Here is a 16,119-nt window from a genome sequence, read left to right on the forward strand (position 1 = left end):
GAGTATCTCTCCCTAACGGCCGTTTCCACTCCCCGCTCATCAAACCGAACAGGCGGATTTCCCGCATTCGGCTTCCGGACAAGGTTGGCGCAGGATTATGCCCACGGTAAGCTCCACGTACAGCTCCCGAGGGAGAGGAGGTCGAACTTGCCTTCGCTTTCTCCTGCAACGTCCTCTGGAGCTTCTGAACCCGCAAGGGAGGTTGTAGGCGTGCCGCCACTCTCCGTTCTCGCTCCTTCCGACGTTTCCCTTGAACTAAGGCCCCTTCCCTCCCTCGGACTTTCTCCGAGCTCACAGGTAGTATGGACCTATCCAACTCCCACCTGGTCCCGCTTCGGCCCCTCGCAGGGCAGCGGTCGGTCCGCTCGGGGCCAACCCGAGCTCCCGGCCAGCTGGGCCTCCCGTGTTGATGCATCGTCCTTTGCCCGCATGCCCCTCGCCCCCAATACCCCGGCGGCTCTTCCCCAGTGCACGTATTGCTCTCCTTCCCAGGGAGACAACGGGCCCTTCGCTTTCTCTCTCACGAGCTCGGCGTCCGCATTGCCGCTTTCGAGGCTTTGTTCAGCGTTCACTTTCCTTAGGGCCTGCTTGCTCGCTGACCCGCTTCCCGGGCCTTTTCCCCCAGAGGCTTCGACCGCTGGCGTTACCACCAGTAGCCGCTCCGAGTGCTTCCGGCTGGAGCAATAGTTGCCGGGTGGAGATCACTCCCTCCCCACTGGGCGATGCACCCTTTTCACGGCGCACGAGATATGCAGGCTAGCAGCCTGTCGGACTTTCCTTTTTCCTCTGGAATATGGTAAAAGAGGGCATGGCTGAGCGATTTGTGATGGTGGATCGGATGACCCCAATGCTTTTGCCCGAGGACATGCGGGATTGGGTGAGGGAAGACGACTTGGTGCATTTTGTCATCGAGGCGGTGGAGAAGATGGATCTGCGGGGATTTCGAGTCAACGTGCGCGGGACGGGGGACGCGCAATATCCGCCGTCGATGATGCTCTCGCTTTTGATTTATTGCTACGCCAACGGAATCTTTTCGAGTCGACGGATCGAGGCGGCGACGTGGCGGGATGTGGCGGTTCGTTACCTTTGTGCGAACACCCATCCGGATCACGACACGATCTGCCGGTTTCGGGCGGGGAGAACTTTGCCGCGGGGTGGCGGACTTGCTTTTTGAAGGGGGTGTGTGGCGCTGGCGCGGGGAGATGAAGGCTTTTGAAGGTCAGGGGTGGTGAGCGCGTGGGACGGAAACCAAGATTCGGGCCAACGCGAGCAAGCATCGCAATGTGACTTGCAAGCGGGCCGGAGAACTGGCGGAGCTTCTGCGGGCGGATGTGGCTGAGCTCTTGGAGAAGGCGGAGGACGCGGACCGTAGAGGCGACGCGGATCCTGGCAAGTTGCCGGAGGAGATTGGTCGGCGGCAGCGGCTCAAGGCAAAACTGGAGGGAGCGCAACGCCGGCTGGAGGAGCGGGCCAAGGAGCGAGCGGAACGGGAGCGTGCGGATTACGAACGAAAGGTAGAAGAACGGGAAGGTCGCAAGGGGAGTGCCAAAGGCCGGCACATCCAGCTTCCGGAGGAGAAGCCTGGGGCGGAGGAGCAAGGCAACCTGACCGATCCCGAGAGCCGGCTGATGCGCAAGAGCCGAAACGAAGCCTTTGAACAGAGCTACAACGCGCAGGCGGCAGTGGATGCGGAAGGGAGTGCCTTGGTGCTTTCGGCTCGGGTGAGCGTCTGCGCCAGCGACAGCGGCGAGTTGGAAGGCGACGTGCGGGCCATTCCTGCGGAGGTCGGTCGGTCGGTCTCGCGGCCGGGTACTCGGCGCGCCTGACACCGGTTTGCCACATGGCGAACACGGTCGAGGTTCTGCAGGCGGGAAGGAATTCGAAGTCCGTAGCTGTGCTGATGAGGGCCGAAGCTCTGGAGTGTCGCCGGCGATACGAGTTCCGGCCAGCCGATCGTCGCCGGGAGAAGCCCGTTGCGCATACCGCCCCGTGGAGGCGCAAGATGACCGAAAAGCTCGCCAGCCCGGAAGGTCGCCGCCTCCACGCTCGACGAAAGCAGACCGTCGAACCGGTCTTCGGCGTCATCAAATCGGTGATGGGCTTCCGAGCGTTTCGGCTCCGCGGGCAAGCCAAAGTCCAGGGCGAATGGTCGTTGGTCTGTTTGGCGTACAACTTCAAGCGCCTTTGGAAGCTGATGGGAGCACGCCACCCCGGTTCCCCGATGGTCGGATCCCCATGGTCGCTCTGCGCCAGACCGGCCGTCGCATTATCCTGGCCTTTACAGATTCCGAGACAATCGTTCCCTGTGCCGCATCGGACTGCCGGCGCATCATGGGGAGTTCTCGCGCTAAGTCTAAGTACGACGGGCTGTTAGCATGAGCGATGGGAGTGATCGAAAGAAACCCGCCCTGGAGGAATCAACTCGCATGGAATACACCTCGCTGCGAGGTTTAGACGAGCAGGTTTCGCGCATCGGCCTGGGCACATGGGTCGTGGGGGGCTGGATGTGGGGCGGTGCCGAGGAGAAGGAGGCGATCGCGGCGATCGAGGCGGCGGTCGATGCCGGCATCTCCTTTCTGGACACCGCACCAGTCTATGGATTCGGGCGTGCCGAGGAGATCGTCGGGAAGGCGATTCGGCGCATTGGCCGCGATCGGGTCATCCTTGCCACCAAGGCGGGACTGGAATGGAACGATCGGGAGGAGATCCGTCGGAATTCCAGTCCGGAGCGGCTCCGAAAGGAGATCGACGAGAGCCTGCGCCGGTTGGGAGTCGATTCGATCGACCTTTATCAGATCCACTGGCCCGATGCCCGAGTGCCGATCGAGGCGACGGCGCAGACTCTGCTTCCCTTCCAAGCCGATGGGAAGATCCGTGCGCTCGGAGTGAGCAACTACTCCCCGAGCCAGATGGAAGCCTGGCGAAAGGTCGCGCCTCTCCACACCGACCAGCCTCCCTATAACCTCTTCGAGCGTGGGATCGAACGGGATGTGCTTCCCTACTGCCAAGAAAACCGCATTGGGGTCGTGGCCTACGGCGTGCTCTGCCGCGGGCTGCTGACCGGCAAATTTTCCGCAAGCCACTCCTTTGCCAATGGAGACATTCGAAGGATCGACCCGAAGTTCCAAGGCGACGCGTTTCGGCGCTATCTTGCCGCTGTGGACGACCTTCGCCTCTTGGCGCAGGCTCATGGATGCACCCTCGCGCAGATGGCGGCCCGATGGGCCCTGCAGCAGCCAGGGATTTCCGTCGTGCTCTGGGGAGCGAGAAAGCCGGCGCAAATCCTGGAGGCCGCCCATATACCACCTTCTTCACTCTCGGATCGCGATCTAGACGAGATCGACGGGATTCTCGAGCGGCGGATTCCGGAGCCGATTGGCCCGGAATTCATGGCTCCGCCGCTTTGACCGATCGCCCGCGCTAGCCGGCATGGTTTCTGCTATGCGGAAGATGACATGCAAGCGGCATTACCCGCCAATCCTGGAGTCGACCGGCGCGAGCAGAACTGCCTGCCCGGTCCCCTCTACCGACTCGATTCGGAATTCGACGAGATGGTCGATGCCGAGATGCAGCCGCAACGTCCTTATCGCGGTCTCTGGAAGTTTATCGAGAAACTCTCCCCCGAACTCTGGGAAGATCGACAAAGGATGGCTGCCGGAGAGCTTGTCCGCGGCGGAGTCACCTTTGCCCTGGACTCGAAGAACGAGAATCGCGTCTTTCCCTTCGACCTTTTACCGCGAATCCTCTCCGCCTCGGAGTGGCTCCACCTCGAAAAAGGACTGATCCAGAGGGTGACCGCCCTCAACTGCTTCCTTCGGGACATCTACGCACAGGCCCGTATCTTGCAGGAAGGGATCGTTCCCTCCGAGTTGGTCTTGGGCTCTCCCCAATTTCGGAGGGAAATGGTGCAGGCGCCCGTGCCCCACGGAATCTATGCGATGATCGCGGGCTCCGATCTCCTGCGGCTACGGGACGGTTTCGTCGTCTTGGAAGACAATTTGCGGGTTCCGAGCGGGGCTTCCTACATGCTGGCCAATCGGCGCGTCCTGCGCCGAGTCTTCCCTTCTCTCTTCCAAGCCGCCCCAGTGGCCTCGATCGAGTCCTATCCAACCCTGTTGCGGGAAGCCCTCTGTGCGCTTCGCCCCAAGGGAGCCGATGGCGCTCTCACCGTCATGCTGACCCCAGGCATCCACAATGCCGCCTACTTCGAGCACACCTTCCTGGCTCAAGAAATGGGTATCCCCTTGGCCGAAGGGAAAGATCTGGCGGTGATCGAGGGGAAAGTGCAGCTCCGAACCTCTTCCGGATGGAAGGGGGTCGGAGCCATCTACCGACGTCTCAACGACGATTTCCTCGACCCGGTTGCCTTCCGCCCGGAATCCCTCTTGGGCGTCCCGGGGCTTGTAGCCGCTTGCCGCGCGGGCCGGGTGAACGTGGTCAATGCAATTGGAACGGGAGTCGCGGACGACAAGGCGATCTACCCGTTCGTCCCTTCCATGATCCGGTATTATCTTGGAGAAGAACCCATTCTGCCCAACGTGGAAACCTTTCTCTGCGAACGTCCTGCAGAACGAGATCATGTTCTCGCCAACTTGAGCAAGCTGGTCGTCAAGGAGGTTAGCCAAGCGGGAGGATATGGCATGCTCTTCGGACCGACGAGCAGCGTCCAGGAACGCGCCGCCTTTCGAGAAAAGATCCTCGCCCAACCCCGGAACTACATCGGGCAGCCCGTCCTTTCCTTCTCCCAAGTCCCTTGTTGGATCGACGGGCGGCTCCAGCCCCGGCGGATCGACCTGCGTCCGTTTGTTCTTTTCGGACCCACTCCTACGGTCATCCCAGGAGGGCTCACGCGGGTTGCCCTGCGGGAAGGATCCTTCATCGTAAACTCCTGCCAAGGGGGCGGCAGCAAGGACACCTGGGTCTTGCGAGCCGACAAGCGCGAGGGAAGGGCACAAAACCTCGCGAGGCCATGATCTTTCGTAAGGCAAGCCACTACTATTGGCTTTCGCGTTACTTGACTCGCGCGCTCGACACGATCCGGCTCGTGGAGGCCTATTGGCCTCTTTGCTGGGATGGCGGAAAAGGAAGAGGGGAAGCCTGCCTGATCCGGCTGCGTCAGGTACTGCGCATGGCGGTTCCCGGCCCGATCTTCGGACCGGCAGGCGAACTGTTCTGGTTTCTGGAGGCCACGGACAATCCTCTGTCGGTGAGGAACTCGATCGAAGCCGCGCAGCTCAATGCTCGACACCTGCGGGAGGAGCTTCCGGAAGAGCTATGGGAGGTGCTCGGCCAATTCCCGATCGGTCCACCGGTGTCGCCTGTCCCAATCGGCGAGGTTCCCTTCCCCCGGGCTTACTTCCTCCAAAGAGTAGCGGGAATCAGCGCCATCTATGAAATCGCCCGATTCTCTCTGGAGCAGGGAGCAGCCCAGGATTGGCTCGCCCTGGGTCAGGGGATCGAAGGAATGGGCAACCTCGCTGCAGCTCTAAGCGCACTCGCTCCAGACGACTCGGCCGGCCCCGCGCCTTCCTTGGAAGAAAAGACGGCGGTTCTCCGTGGATTTTCTTCTCTCGATGTCTACCGACGGACCCGCGGCCCCTGTTATGAGGAAGAAGCCGTCTTCCGGTCTCTTTTGGGAGACCAGTTGCTGCCCAGGAGCTTTGCTGCGCTGCTACGCTCCGTTTCCTCTTCCTTGGAGCGACTGGAAAAGAAGAGCTCCTATGCTCTCGCCCCTGCGTCCTCGGCTGCTCAGACGCTCGCCGCAGCCTTCAGATCCCTGGGAAACACTCCAAAGGAGCGGTTCGGCTACTTGCTGGTGGAGCTTCAGATCGGCTGCAATCAGCTCCACCAAGAGATCGAAAAGGCACTCGGTTAGCCGCCATCTCTCCCGTCACACCCACATCCAAGCCATGGCAGCGGACCCCCGCAGAAGGAAGCTTGGGGGGAATTGGCGGTTAACATTTGCGGCGCGCTCTTTTCCCCTTATAAGAAGGAAAGAACGACCGCATGTTTCCTCCCTCGCGAATTCGTAATTTTTGCATCATCGCTCATGTAGATCACGGAAAGACGACCCTTTCCGATCGCCTCCTCCAAGCGACGGATACGATTCCCGAACGGCAGATGCAGGACCAGCTTCTCGACTCCATGGATCTGGAGAGAGAACGAGGGATCACGATCAAGGCTCATCCCGTGACGATGCGCTACAAGGCCGGAGATGGAGAAAGCTATCAACTCAACCTCATTGATACGCCGGGCCACGTGGATTTCTCCTACGAGGTCTCCCGAAGCCTCTCAGCCTGCGAAGGAGCGCTCCTGGTGATCGATGCCGCGCAAGGCGTCCAGGCGCAAACGGTTGCCAACGTGCATCTGGCCGGGCGGCAAAATCTCCATTTGATCCCGGTCATCAACAAGATCGACCTGCCGACCGCCAATCCCGCATCGGTTAAGCGACAGCTCGAGGAGATTCTCGCGATTCCGGGAGAAGAAGCCGTCCTGGCGAGTGCCAAGGCAGGGACCGGCATCACCGAGATCCTGGAGGCGGTGGTGCACCGGATTCCGGCACCGCAGCCCATCGCCGACGGCATCCTCCGCGCCCTAGTCTTCGATTCGGTCTTCGATCCTTACCGCGGGGTGATCCTCTACGTTCGAGTACGATCAGGGGAGCTCTCCCGCGGCCTGAAGGTCCTCTTGATGGCGACCCAGACCGTTTACGAAATCAAGGAAGTAGGCATCTTCAGCCCCAAGATGTTCCCGCAGGATCACCTCGAGGCAGGGGCAACCGGCTATGTGATTGCCAACCTGAAGAGCCCGCTCGAGGTCAAGATTGGGGATACGCTCACCTCCGCGCTCCATCCGGCCGAGGAACCGCTCTCCGGTTTCCAGGAAGCCCGACCCATGGTCTTCAGCGGCATTTATCCTCTCAACTCCTCGGACTTCGAAAAGCTCAGGAGTGCTCTCCACAAGCTCCAGATCAACGATCCCGCCATCGTCTTCACCCAGGAGAGCTCTGCTGCGCTGGGCTCGGGCTTACGATGCGGATTCCTGGGCCTGCTCCACATGGAGATCGTCCAGGAGCGGCTGCGGCGCGAGCACGAAGTCGAAATCCTGGCCACCTATCCCAGCGTCGTCTACCAGGTGAGGCTTACCAATGGGACGCTGGTGGAGGTCGACAACCCCTTGCGCATGCCCGATCCTTCTCTGATCGAAACGATCGCCGAACCGACGGTGCGTGCCTTTCTCCTGATTCCCACAGAACGAATCGGTGAGATTCTGCAACTGGTCTTGGAAAAGCGCGGAGCCTGCGAGTCGACCGAATCGGCGGGAGAGAATCGCGTGATGCTCCGATGCCGACTTCCCTTGAGCGAGATCCTGGTCGATTTCAACGATCGGTTGAAGTCGCTCACCCGGGGGTATGGCTCGATGGATTATGAGCCCGCCCCCTATCAGACCGAAGACCTGATCAAGCTCGACATCCTCGTCAATGGGGAACCTGTGGAGGCCTTTTCCTGCATCGTGGCGCGGAGCCGGGCCGAGGCGCGGGGAAGAGCGATTCTGGCCAAGTTGCGGGACTTCATTCCCCGGCATCTCTTCAAGATCGCGCTCCAGGCCGCGGTCGGAAGCAAGATCCTCGCACGCGAGGACATCGGCTCCGTCGGAAAAAATGTTACCGCGAAATGCTACGGGGGGGATATCACCCGGAAGCGGAAACTTCTGGAGAAGCAAAAGGAAGGCAAGAAACGAATGAAGACCTTTGGCCGTGTCGACATTCCGCAGGAAGCATTTCTGCAGATTCTGAAAACGGAGACCGGAGCGTGAGAGCCTCGCCCTTGTCGTTCTCGCACAAGCAAGCCCTCCGCCGCCAGCGCAAGGAGCTGGCAGATCTCAGAAGAGCCATTGGACGCCTGCGCGTTCGTCAGAAAGACCTGCTTTCCCCGGAAGCGCGGCAAGAGGCAGAGACTTTTGAAAGGGAGGCCGCCTCGAGTCTTTCGGACCCGCAAGCCTCTGGGACGACCGCTTCCCTCCTCCTTGAGCGGGGGGAAAAGCTGGCCACGAAGCTCTTTCCGCCGAAGGCCTGGGCGGGGTTGCGGGAAAACATAGAGATCTTCCTGGTGGCGATCGCGGCGGCGCTGGCCATCCGCGCCTACTTCCTCCAGCCGTTCAAGATTCCCACCGATTCGATGAAGCCAACCCTCTACGGGATTCAGACCATTGCTCGGGTCGAGCCGCCCCCCCCGGGGCCCATCCGTCTCCTCCACATGCTCCTGTTCGGCAGGCAATATCACTATCTACGCCTCTCCCGGGACGTGTCGCTCGTCGACTTGGTTCCAGGAAAGTTATTGGTTGAATACACCGATCTCCTCTTCGACGACGGAGAGAAGCAGCGCGTCTGGGTGGCGGCCCCTGCCTTGGTCTACAAGATCGGATTGAGGCCCGGCTTATTCTTTCGGGCAGGAGAGCCCATCTTCAACTTTATGACCGTGGCAGGGGACCAAGTCCTGGTCAACAAGGCGGTCTACAACTTTCACCCCCCGCGGCGCGGTGAAGTCTTCGTCTTCCGAACCGCTGGCATCGAGGGCATCGAATCGACCTTGCGGGATCACGGCCTCAATGGATCGCTCTTTTACATCAAGCGATGTGTCGGAGTTCCCGGCGACCGGCTTCAGATCGACCCGCCCTTTCTGCGCATCAACGGGAGTGCCACTCCGCCAAATGCGGCCATGTCGCGCGTCGAAGCAGCACGCAACGGTTACCGCGGCTATGTGATCCTTCCCGGCCAGCTCTATCTCTCCTCTCCAGAAGAGCAGGTAGTCGTTCCCAAAGACGGCTATTGGGCTATGGGGGACAATAGCCCCGATAGCCAGGACAGCCGCTTCTGGGGTCCCGTTCCGCGGAACGACCTTGTGGGAACCGGGCTCTTGATCTACTGGCCACTTAGCCCGCGCTGGGGCTGGATTCACTGAGCGGACGCTTCGTCGTCGGTCCGCACCAGAAGGATCGGTACTTCCGTGAGGCGCCGAACCGGGAAGGTAGTGCTTCTGCCGAAGAGCGCTCCCCAGATCGTGTGTGCGTGGCTCCCCATGACGAGGAGATCGGCTCCTTTTTCCTTCGCAGTCCGAACGATCTGGCTGACGGCGTCGCCAAGGGCAAGCTCCACCTCGACGGACAGACCTTGGCTCCGCAGCTCTTGCGCCCGTTCTTCGACATATTGCCGCGCCCGATTCATCACTTCGTCCTGACGCAAGGCGATCCGTTCTCCCGATTCGAGTGCCCACTCCTCGATTCCGGCGAGCGGGAAAGCCGGAAGGGATGAGACGTGCAGAAGTACGAGTCGCGCTCCCGAAAGGCGGGCCAACTCGCGAGCATGGCTCAGGACCGCTTCATCCAGCGGACTCTGCTCCAGCGGCACCAATAGGCAGTGATACATGAGAGGAACCGGTTAGCGTTAGGGAGGTTAGAGTATTAACACTCTTCCGCCAAAAAAAAACAACACTCACCCGAGAATCCGGATGACCCGGGAGTAGATACAGAATTTGTGACATCAAAAAACAGTACATCATGCAACGGGCGCAACGGGTTGCAGGCACTGCAGAACGTTGTTGGCCTGCGTCAAGGCTTGGTCGCACATTGCCCTTACGTCTGTTGATTCCAAAGGCGATTCATCGTAGTCGCACGAATTCCTCCAACGGCGGAGGTCATCCAACCACTCCGCTGCACCCGTGTAGGAGTTTTGCTTCAAACAATCGCGCAACTCCTTGTGATCCGAAGCGCCCTGTTTCGCCTCGAACCCCAATTTACTTTCGGCAAATCGTCTTGCTTGACCGAAAGCAGCGTAGTAGGCCCGGCTTACCGCAGACCGGATGTACGCTTCTTGTAAGTAGGAATCGTTTTTGGCCAGCTCTTTGAGCTTTCGAGCGAGCCTAAAATATAGATTCCAGTCAAACATCGCTCTGGAGGCGAAAGTCCGTGCCGACCATGAGCCAACCGCTCGAAGAGGCGAGTACACTCTCGTACTCCCTGCGAACCTCCTGGATCCGGTCCAAGATCCGGGAGTCGTATTCTTTCGCCCGCACCCAGATCATCGGATACTCGTCGTCCTCTTCCGGGTCACGATAGAGCTCGATGCTGAGCTTGGCGATCCCCTTAAAAAAAAGGAAAGCTGCGCCACAAGCCGACTCCGCTATGGGCAACATGTCCTGATGGGCGAGAAAGTAAGAACGCAGAGAATTTGGATCGACGACCTTGATCCCATATTCGGACAGGGACTCAAGGAATTGATTGCTCGGAGCCGTCAGCGCCATAGACGCAGGGCCGACGGAAGCGGAACCCTCCCCGGTCACCGACCCGCATTCCAGATAACGATAGAGTTGGATCGATAGCTTAGTCTCGGCAGAACCAACGGCGCTCAGTAGCCAAAAGTCGCGGGGATCCGCTGCCCCTGGCTGAAGGTCAGTTTCCCTCTGCTCAGCTAGACAATGATTCATCAACAGGCTCGAGTTTCAATTTCATCGCCGGAGTAAGGGAATCTTCAAAGGCTTTCTTGATCTCTTCATGCGCACGCTCAAGCCACGCACCCGCTTGGTCCACTTCCACCGTCGCTCCCGGAGCAGAGAGGGAAACGATCTGAAGGGCGTACTCCTTGCTGTCCGCACTTTTTCGCAAGTTGATTTTCAAGATTAGCCCCTTGGCAGCATGCAGTTCCGATTCCAGAGAAAAAGCCCGTACGCGGCCTTCCTGTCCAGAGGCGAGCAACGGCTGGCAGCGAAACCAGCGCACAGGATCCTCGGAATCCTCCGGCTGCGGAATCCGGTTGATGTAAGTGAGCGCAATCGACTGGAGAGTTTTTTCCCCGGTTACCTCTTCGAGGACCTTCAATGCTTCCCCTGCCTCTTTTTCAAAGATCTCCCAACCCGGGTAAGGACGCAGTCGGTGGGCGGAGACCACTCGATCTCCGATCCCCAAAGCAGCATTCCTCTCCGGAGAAAAAAAGAAAGAGAGAGTTTGAAAGGGAAACGCGGCAGCTCCGATCTCGGAGGCCTTTGTCCCAGGCGGAGGCGGCAGCTTCACTCGCGTCTGCTGCTCTTTCCCGGGAAATTTGCCGCGCACTCTTTCATAAAAGAGACCGGGAAGAGTCGAATCCCAACAGAATTGGGGCCGGAGACGAAATTCGCACATGGCTTCCAAAATCGGCGACTTCCGGTAATGGAAAGACACAAAGAAAACATGCCATCCGCAGGAGAGGAAACGAAGAAAATTCAGGTGGGGTGAGGCTTGCTCGAATCCTGAGTCCGCCGCGTCACGATGCCGGCTACAAGACGCCGACGAGCTGACCATCCTCATCGATGTCAATCTGCAGCGAGGCAGGATCCTCCGGCAACCCGGGCATGGTGAGGATCTCTCCACACAGAGCGAGCACGTAGCGCGCGCCGGCCGCCAGGCGAACCTCCCGAATGGGAAAAGAGTGCCCTTCCGGCGCTCCGCGGAGCCGAGGATCGGTCGAAAAGGAGTACTGGGTCTTCGCAATACAGACCGGTAATTTTCCAAAGCCTTCCTCCTCCATGCGGCAGAGATCTCGCCGAACGGAAGGCTTGGCCGTTACCTCCCCGGCTGCGTAGACCTGTTCGGCGACAGAGACCAGTTTCGCCCACAGTGGAGCGTCCTCCTCATAGAGAAAACGGAAGCGCGAGGCGCTCTCTTCCATCGTTGAGAGGAGTTTTCGACCAAGATCTTCGGCTCCCGCGCCTCCTTCCGCCCAGTGCCGACATTCGGCGGAAGGCACACCCATGTTTCTCGCCCCGCTCTGGACGCACCTCAACTCGGCGTCGGTGTCGGAAGCGAACCGATTCCACGCGATGATCACGGGCAGTCCAAAGAGATCGCGCAGGATCCTTACATGCCTGCGCAAATTGGCGAGCCCCGCTTCCAAGGCCCCAAGGTCCTCCCGGTTGAGGGCATCCAAGGGGAGACCGCCGTGCCACTTGAGCGCGCGAATGGTTGCGACGATCACCGCTGCCGCCGGCCGCAAGCCCGATTGGCGACAGAAGATATCGACAAACTTTTCGCCCCCGAGGTCGCTCCCAAAGCCTGCCTCCGTGACCACCCAGTCCGCAAGGCTCAGCGCCGCTTCCGCGGAAATCACCGAGCTGCACCCATGGGCGATGTTCCCGAACGGTCCGCCATGAATGAAGGCGGGGACCTGCTCGAGCGTCTGCGCCAAGTTCGGAAGAAAGGCATGCCGGAGCAACGCCGCCATGGCCCCCGCCGCCCCTAGATCCCCCGACGTCGCCGACCCGCCGCCGAGGCGTGGGCCGACGCGAATCCCTGACAAGCGGGTTCGAAGATCGTGATAATCCCGGGCAAGGCAGAGGATCGCCATCACCTCCGAAGCAGCGACGATTTCGAACCCTTCTTGCCGCACCCACCCCTTGCGGCCATCGAGACCGACGATGATCCGCCGCAATGCCCGGTCGTTGATGTCGACCACCCGCTTCCACTGAAGGCGGCTCGGATCGAGGCGAAGCTCGTTTCCCTGATAGAAGTGGTTGTCCACCAGAGCTGAAAGCAGGTTATGAGCGAGACCGACCGCTGCGAAATCTCCCGTAAACTCAAGGTTGATCTCCTCCCGGGGAATGACCTGTGCCCGTCCCGCTCCCGTGGCCGCTCCCTTTCGGCCGAAGATCGGTCCGATCGATGGCTCGCGAAGGCAGACCGCCGCCTTCTGCCCAAGACGTTGCAAGGCGTCGGCCAAGCCGATTGCCGTCGTGGTCTTCCCTTCCCCGGCAGGAGTGGGCGTCATGGCCGTGACCAGGATCAATCGGCCTTTCGGCCGATGACGCAAGCTTTTGAGGAAGGACCAGCGCAGCTTGGCATATCCTTGCCCACAAAGAAGAAGTGCCTCCTTCGGGATTCCCAGCCGCGCCCCGATTTCCTCGATCGGTGCGAGCCGGGCATGCTGTGCGATCGCGAGATCGGTGAACGGATGACTCATAAAGGTCCCTCTAAATGGCCTATCGGCAGTTTCTTCTACTCGGCGGATTTCCCCTTGGCTTTCCTACGCTCTCCCGACTACCATACAACCCTTCCAACACGCGATAGCGTTCCCACCGTCCGGGTGAAATTCTTCACTTCCCTCTCCGACCAGGCGCGCCAGGAGTTCATCGCCGAGCGTAAGCGCAACTCCGCCTTTTGGAGAGTCATTCATGCGCTGGGCTCGCTCCCGCTTGCCGTAGCCCTCCTTCTGAGCCTGGCCGCGACCTGCGCAGTGGCGACGGGGATCGAGTCGCGCTTCGACTCGGCGGTTGCCCAGCACTATGTCTATCGGTCTCCATGGTTCCTTGGCTGGCTAATTCTCCTCTGCGTCAATCTCTTCGCGGTCACCCTCACCCGCATCCCCTGGAAACGACGCCACCTCGGCTTCGTCGTCACCCATTATGGGATCATCCTGCTATTGACGGGGGCCATGATCGGCCGGCTCGCCGGCTTCGAAGGGTTCGTCCACCTGCGAGTGGGAGATCCCCCCGAAGATCGCGTCACGCTCAATCGGACCGCTCTTTTTCTGGAAGATCCGTTTCGCCGGGAAATCTTCCGAGTGGCCTTTCCTGCAGAGCTCTGGCGCCCCAGTCCGGTCCATCCGCGCAAGCTCGCCATTCCGGGAACGGACCTCCGCCTTGTGATCGACGATTTTTCCTCGGACTTGATTCTCACCGAAGAGGTCGTTCCCTCCTCCGATCCTTCCGCCGGACGCGGAGCCACCCTCCTCTTGCAGAGCCGGATGGCCGGGCAAAAGACTCTCCTGGCTCTTCTGGAGAAGGAGCCTGCCCATCAGACCCAGGATTTCTTTGGCCTGGCCAAGATCCACTGGCTCTCCGAACCGCCCACTTCTGCTCCCGGGCGATCGCTGCATGAGGCTGAGGTCATCTTCGCCCGCGCTCCCGAGCAACCGATCACGCATGCAATCGAGGGGGTCCCTTCGCCCTACCGCTTCTTCCTCGTCCCGGACGATCAGAGTCACCAGATGCTTCTGGTCGCGATCTCTCCATCGGGACAAAAGAACGCTTGGGAGGTCACGGCGCATTTGGGCAAGCCGCTCGACTTGCCCGGCGGCGCGCAAGCGCTTTTGACTGGCTATTGGCCCAACTTCGCCATGAGGGAGGGGAAGCCGACCTCTCTCTCGGAGAGTCCCGACAATCCCGCCGTCTTGGTGCAGCTCAGCTGGACGGAGGGTGAGGGCTCCTCGCCCGGCCTTTTCTTATGGAAATCTTCTGAGGGCGACCGCATCAGCTATCAGGCATTCAATCGCCGGGGCCAGATTTCCGCGCAGGGGACCGCCATCCCTGGCCAGACGTTTTCTCTGGGATGGGCCGACTGGGAGGCTGCGGTTCTCCGCTACGAGCCTCGCTCGTCGATTCAAACGATCGTTCGCAAGCGGGAAGCCGGCACGGCCTTCACGATGGCAATCGGCTCGGGCGTCCGCGCCCGGGTGGAGGATCCCAAGAACCGGCTCCAATCTTCCCCTCTCTGGATCCTCTCCGGTCTCACCCAAACCTTCACGATGCAAGGGATTCCCGTGCGAGTGGCCTACGGGCTGGAAAGTCAGCCTCTCCCCTTCCATGTTTCCCTGGAAAAGTTCGTCGTCCCCCGCGAGGAAGGAAGCGACGCCCCCGTTGACTTTCAGGCCACCGTCCGCTTCGGCGATTCGAGGACCGGTGTAGAGCGAGTCGAGACCGCTCACATGAACTCGCCCGCCATCTTCCCGGGGGGGTTCTGGCGTTCGGCTCTCGGACGCAACTACAAATTTTCTCAGGCTTCTTGGAATCCTCGGGACCTCCAGGAAACCACCCTTCAGGTGCTCTATGATCCGGGCTGGCCGTGCAAGTGGATCGGCTCAATCTTGATTTGCGGAGGCATTCTCCTCATGTTCCTCCATCGTGGAGCAAGGCACGATCCGCTTCCCCTCCCCACGGTTCTCCCGCCCGAAGAGGTCTCCTCGGGGCGGGCTGCCGACACAACGCCGGCTCGATAGCGGGGAGGCCCAGTCGTCTGAGAGGAAAAGCTTCTCGTACTAAGGAGAAATTCGTTTGTGGAAAAGGAATGGCAAGAACGGGAGAACGAGTTGCGCGCAGCACTGGCAACCACCGAGACCGAGGCCGCTCTCGAAGAGATCCGCATCCGCTACTTCGGCCGAAAAGGAGAGCTTCCTCGCCTGATCGCCTCCCTCTCCACCCTCCCCCCGGAACGGCGGCGCGAGAAGGGACGAGAGATTAACTCCTTCAAGAAGTGGGCCGAAGCGGCGGTCGAAGAACGACGAGCGGCGCTGGCGTCCACTTCTCCGCAAGGCCCGCCCCTTGACGTGTCCCTGCCCGGCCGCCCGATATCCGAGGGATCGATTCATCCGATTTCCCGCATGTTGCGGCGCATCGTCGATGTGTTCCACAGGCTGGGCTTTGCCTTGGCCGACGGTCCAGAAATCGAAACCGACTTTTACAATTTCGACGCGCTCAACACCCCTCCCGACCATCCGGCGCGTAACGAGCAGGATACCTTTTTTCTGAAGGACGCCAGTCTCCTTCCCCCGGCTCCTTCGAGAAAGGGAGGTCGGCTCTTGCTCCGCAGCCAGACGAGCCCGGTCCAGATCCGCGTGATGGAGAAGCAGCGACCGCCGATCCGCATCGTGGCTCCGGGGCGGTGCTACCGACGGGATGAAATCGACGCCACGCATTCGATTGCCTTCTTCCAGGTGGAAGGGCTCGTCGTCGATGAAGACCTGAGCGTGCGCGACCTCAAGGGGACGCTCGAACTGGTCTTCCGAGAGCTGCTGGGTCGCGAGATTCGCTTTCGCTTTCGCCCTCACTATTTTCCCTTCACCGAACCTAGCTTCGAGATCGACGGCCTCCGGCCCGGTCAATCCAAAGCGGGGGAAGAGTGGCTCGAGCTTTGCGGGTGCGGGATGGTCCACCCCAAGGTTCTCTCGGGTGCTGGCATCGATCCGGATCGCTACTCCGGCTTCGCCTTTGGATTCGGCATCGAGCGGCTTCTGATGATCGTCGAAGAGATCCCGGACCTCCGGCTCTTTACGGAAAACGATGTTCGCTTCCTGCGCAATCAAAGCTCTCCGGTCTAAGC

Annotated in this window: 13 protein-coding genes and 1 pseudogene; 10 read left to right on the top strand and 4 right to left on the bottom strand. The window is 60.4% G+C overall.

Going from position 1 to position 16,119, the window contains the following annotated elements; all coding sequences use genetic code 11:
- Positions 1–808: 808 nt before the first annotated feature.
- From A37A_RS15800 to lepB, 8 genes and pseudogenes are all read left to right on the top strand, one after another.
- Positions 809–1,132 (top strand): annotated as a pseudogene (locus tag A37A_RS15800) (transposase); the annotation flags it as partial.
- 151 nt (positions 1,133–1,283) lie between these two features.
- Entirely contained in the window at positions 1,284–1,826 is a 543-nt protein-coding gene (locus A37A_RS18150) for a hypothetical protein (RefSeq protein ID WP_018290326.1), read from the top strand.
- Positions 1,827–1,900: 74 nt separating this feature from the next.
- Positions 1,901–2,374, top strand: a complete 474-nt coding sequence (locus A37A_RS18965; protein WP_020494011.1) for a transposase — start codon at positions 1,901–1,903, stop codon at positions 2,372–2,374.
- Positions 2,375–2,426: 52 nt separating this feature from the next.
- On the top strand, positions 2,427–3,407 hold the full coding sequence (locus A37A_RS0104460; protein WP_020494012.1) for an aldo/keto reductase: 981 nt from the start codon (positions 2,427–2,429) through the stop codon (positions 3,405–3,407).
- A 48-nt stretch (positions 3,408–3,455) separates the two neighbouring features.
- Positions 3,456–4,973 (top strand): circularly permuted type 2 ATP-grasp protein, encoded by a 1,518-nt coding sequence (locus A37A_RS0104465; RefSeq protein WP_018290329.1) that lies wholly within the window; start codon positions 3,456–3,458, stop codon positions 4,971–4,973.
- Complete coding sequence (locus tag A37A_RS0104470; RefSeq protein WP_018290330.1) at positions 4,970–5,875, top strand: alpha-E domain-containing protein; 906 nt, start codon at positions 4,970–4,972, stop codon at positions 5,873–5,875. The genes A37A_RS0104465 and A37A_RS0104470 overlap by 4 nt, the downstream gene beginning before the upstream one ends.
- A 131-nt stretch (positions 5,876–6,006) precedes the next feature.
- Positions 6,007–7,815: a translation elongation factor 4 gene (gene lepA, locus A37A_RS0104475; RefSeq protein ID WP_018290331.1), complete on the top strand. Its 1,809-nt coding sequence runs from the start codon at positions 6,007–6,009 to the stop codon at positions 7,813–7,815.
- On the top strand, positions 7,812–8,960 hold the full coding sequence (lepB, locus tag A37A_RS0104480; protein ID WP_018290332.1) for a signal peptidase I: 1,149 nt from the start codon (positions 7,812–7,814) through the stop codon (positions 8,958–8,960). The genes lepA and lepB overlap by 4 nt, the downstream gene beginning before the upstream one ends.
- Here the strand turns inward: lepB and A37A_RS0104485 are convergent.
- The 4 genes from A37A_RS0104485 to A37A_RS0104505 all read right to left on the bottom strand — a co-directional run bounded on the left by A37A_RS0104485 (position 8,954) and on the right by A37A_RS0104505 (position 12,985).
- Positions 8,954–9,424: a universal stress protein gene (locus A37A_RS0104485; protein WP_018290333.1), complete on the bottom strand. Its 471-nt coding sequence runs from the start codon at positions 9,422–9,424 to the stop codon at positions 8,954–8,956. The two genes, lepB and A37A_RS0104485, sit on opposite strands and share 7 nt — an antisense overlap.
- Before the next feature lie 511 nt (positions 9,425–9,935).
- Positions 9,936–10,481, bottom strand: a complete 546-nt coding sequence (locus A37A_RS0104495) for a hypothetical protein (protein ID WP_155996476.1) — start codon at positions 10,479–10,481, stop codon at positions 9,936–9,938.
- Complete coding sequence (locus A37A_RS0104500; protein WP_081616189.1) at positions 10,462–11,337, bottom strand: TIGR04255 family protein; 876 nt, start codon at positions 11,335–11,337, stop codon at positions 10,462–10,464. Before A37A_RS0104500 ends, A37A_RS0104495 begins: the two co-directional genes overlap by 20 nt.
- Complete coding sequence (locus tag A37A_RS0104505) at positions 11,306–12,985, bottom strand: formate--tetrahydrofolate ligase (RefSeq protein ID WP_018290337.1); 1,680 nt, start codon at positions 12,983–12,985, stop codon at positions 11,306–11,308. The genes A37A_RS0104500 and A37A_RS0104505 overlap by 32 nt, the downstream gene beginning before the upstream one ends.
- A 123-nt stretch (positions 12,986–13,108) precedes the next feature.
- Between A37A_RS0104505 and A37A_RS0104510 the strand changes: the two genes are divergently transcribed.
- Complete coding sequence (locus A37A_RS0104510) at positions 13,109–15,019, top strand: hypothetical protein (protein WP_018290338.1); 1,911 nt, start codon at positions 13,109–13,111, stop codon at positions 15,017–15,019.
- 57 nt (positions 15,020–15,076) lie between these two features.
- A complete protein-coding gene (gene pheS, locus A37A_RS0104515) occupies positions 15,077–16,117 on the top strand; it encodes a phenylalanine--tRNA ligase subunit alpha (RefSeq protein ID WP_018290339.1) in 1,041 nt (346 codons plus the stop codon).
- Positions 16,118–16,119 lie beyond the last annotated feature (2 nt).

Origin of the sequence: Verrucomicrobium sp. 3C, assembly GCF_000379365.1 — a bacterium.
Classification (GTDB): Bacteria; Verrucomicrobiota; Verrucomicrobiia; order Methylacidiphilales; family Methylacidiphilaceae; genus Methylacidimicrobium.

Coding starts and splice junctions, on each gene's coding strand:
- A37A_RS18965 (WP_020494011.1), top strand. CDS start 1,901: ATGAGGGCCGAAGCTCTGGAGTGTCGCCGGCGATACGAGTTCCGGCCA.
- A37A_RS0104460 (WP_020494012.1), top strand. CDS start 2,427: ATGGAATACACCTCGCTGCGAGGTTTAGACGAGCAGGTTTCGCGCATC.
- A37A_RS0104465 (WP_018290329.1), top strand. CDS start 3,456: ATGCAAGCGGCATTACCCGCCAATCCTGGAGTCGACCGGCGCGAGCAG.
- A37A_RS0104470 (WP_018290330.1), top strand. CDS start 4,970: ATGATCTTTCGTAAGGCAAGCCACTACTATTGGCTTTCGCGTTACTTG.
- lepA (WP_018290331.1), top strand. CDS start 6,007: ATGTTTCCTCCCTCGCGAATTCGTAATTTTTGCATCATCGCTCATGTA.
- A37A_RS0104485 (WP_018290333.1), bottom strand. CDS start 9,424: ATGTATCACTGCCTATTGGTGCCGCTGGAGCAGAGTCCGCTGGATGAA.
- A37A_RS0104495 (WP_155996476.1), bottom strand. CDS start 10,481: ATGAATCATTGTCTAGCTGAGCAGAGGGAAACTGACCTTCAGCCAGGG.
- A37A_RS0104500 (WP_081616189.1), bottom strand. CDS start 11,337: ATGAGGATGGTCAGCTCGTCGGCGTCTTGTAGCCGGCATCGTGACGCG.
- A37A_RS0104505 (WP_018290337.1), bottom strand. CDS start 12,985: ATGAGTCATCCGTTCACCGATCTCGCGATCGCACAGCATGCCCGGCTC.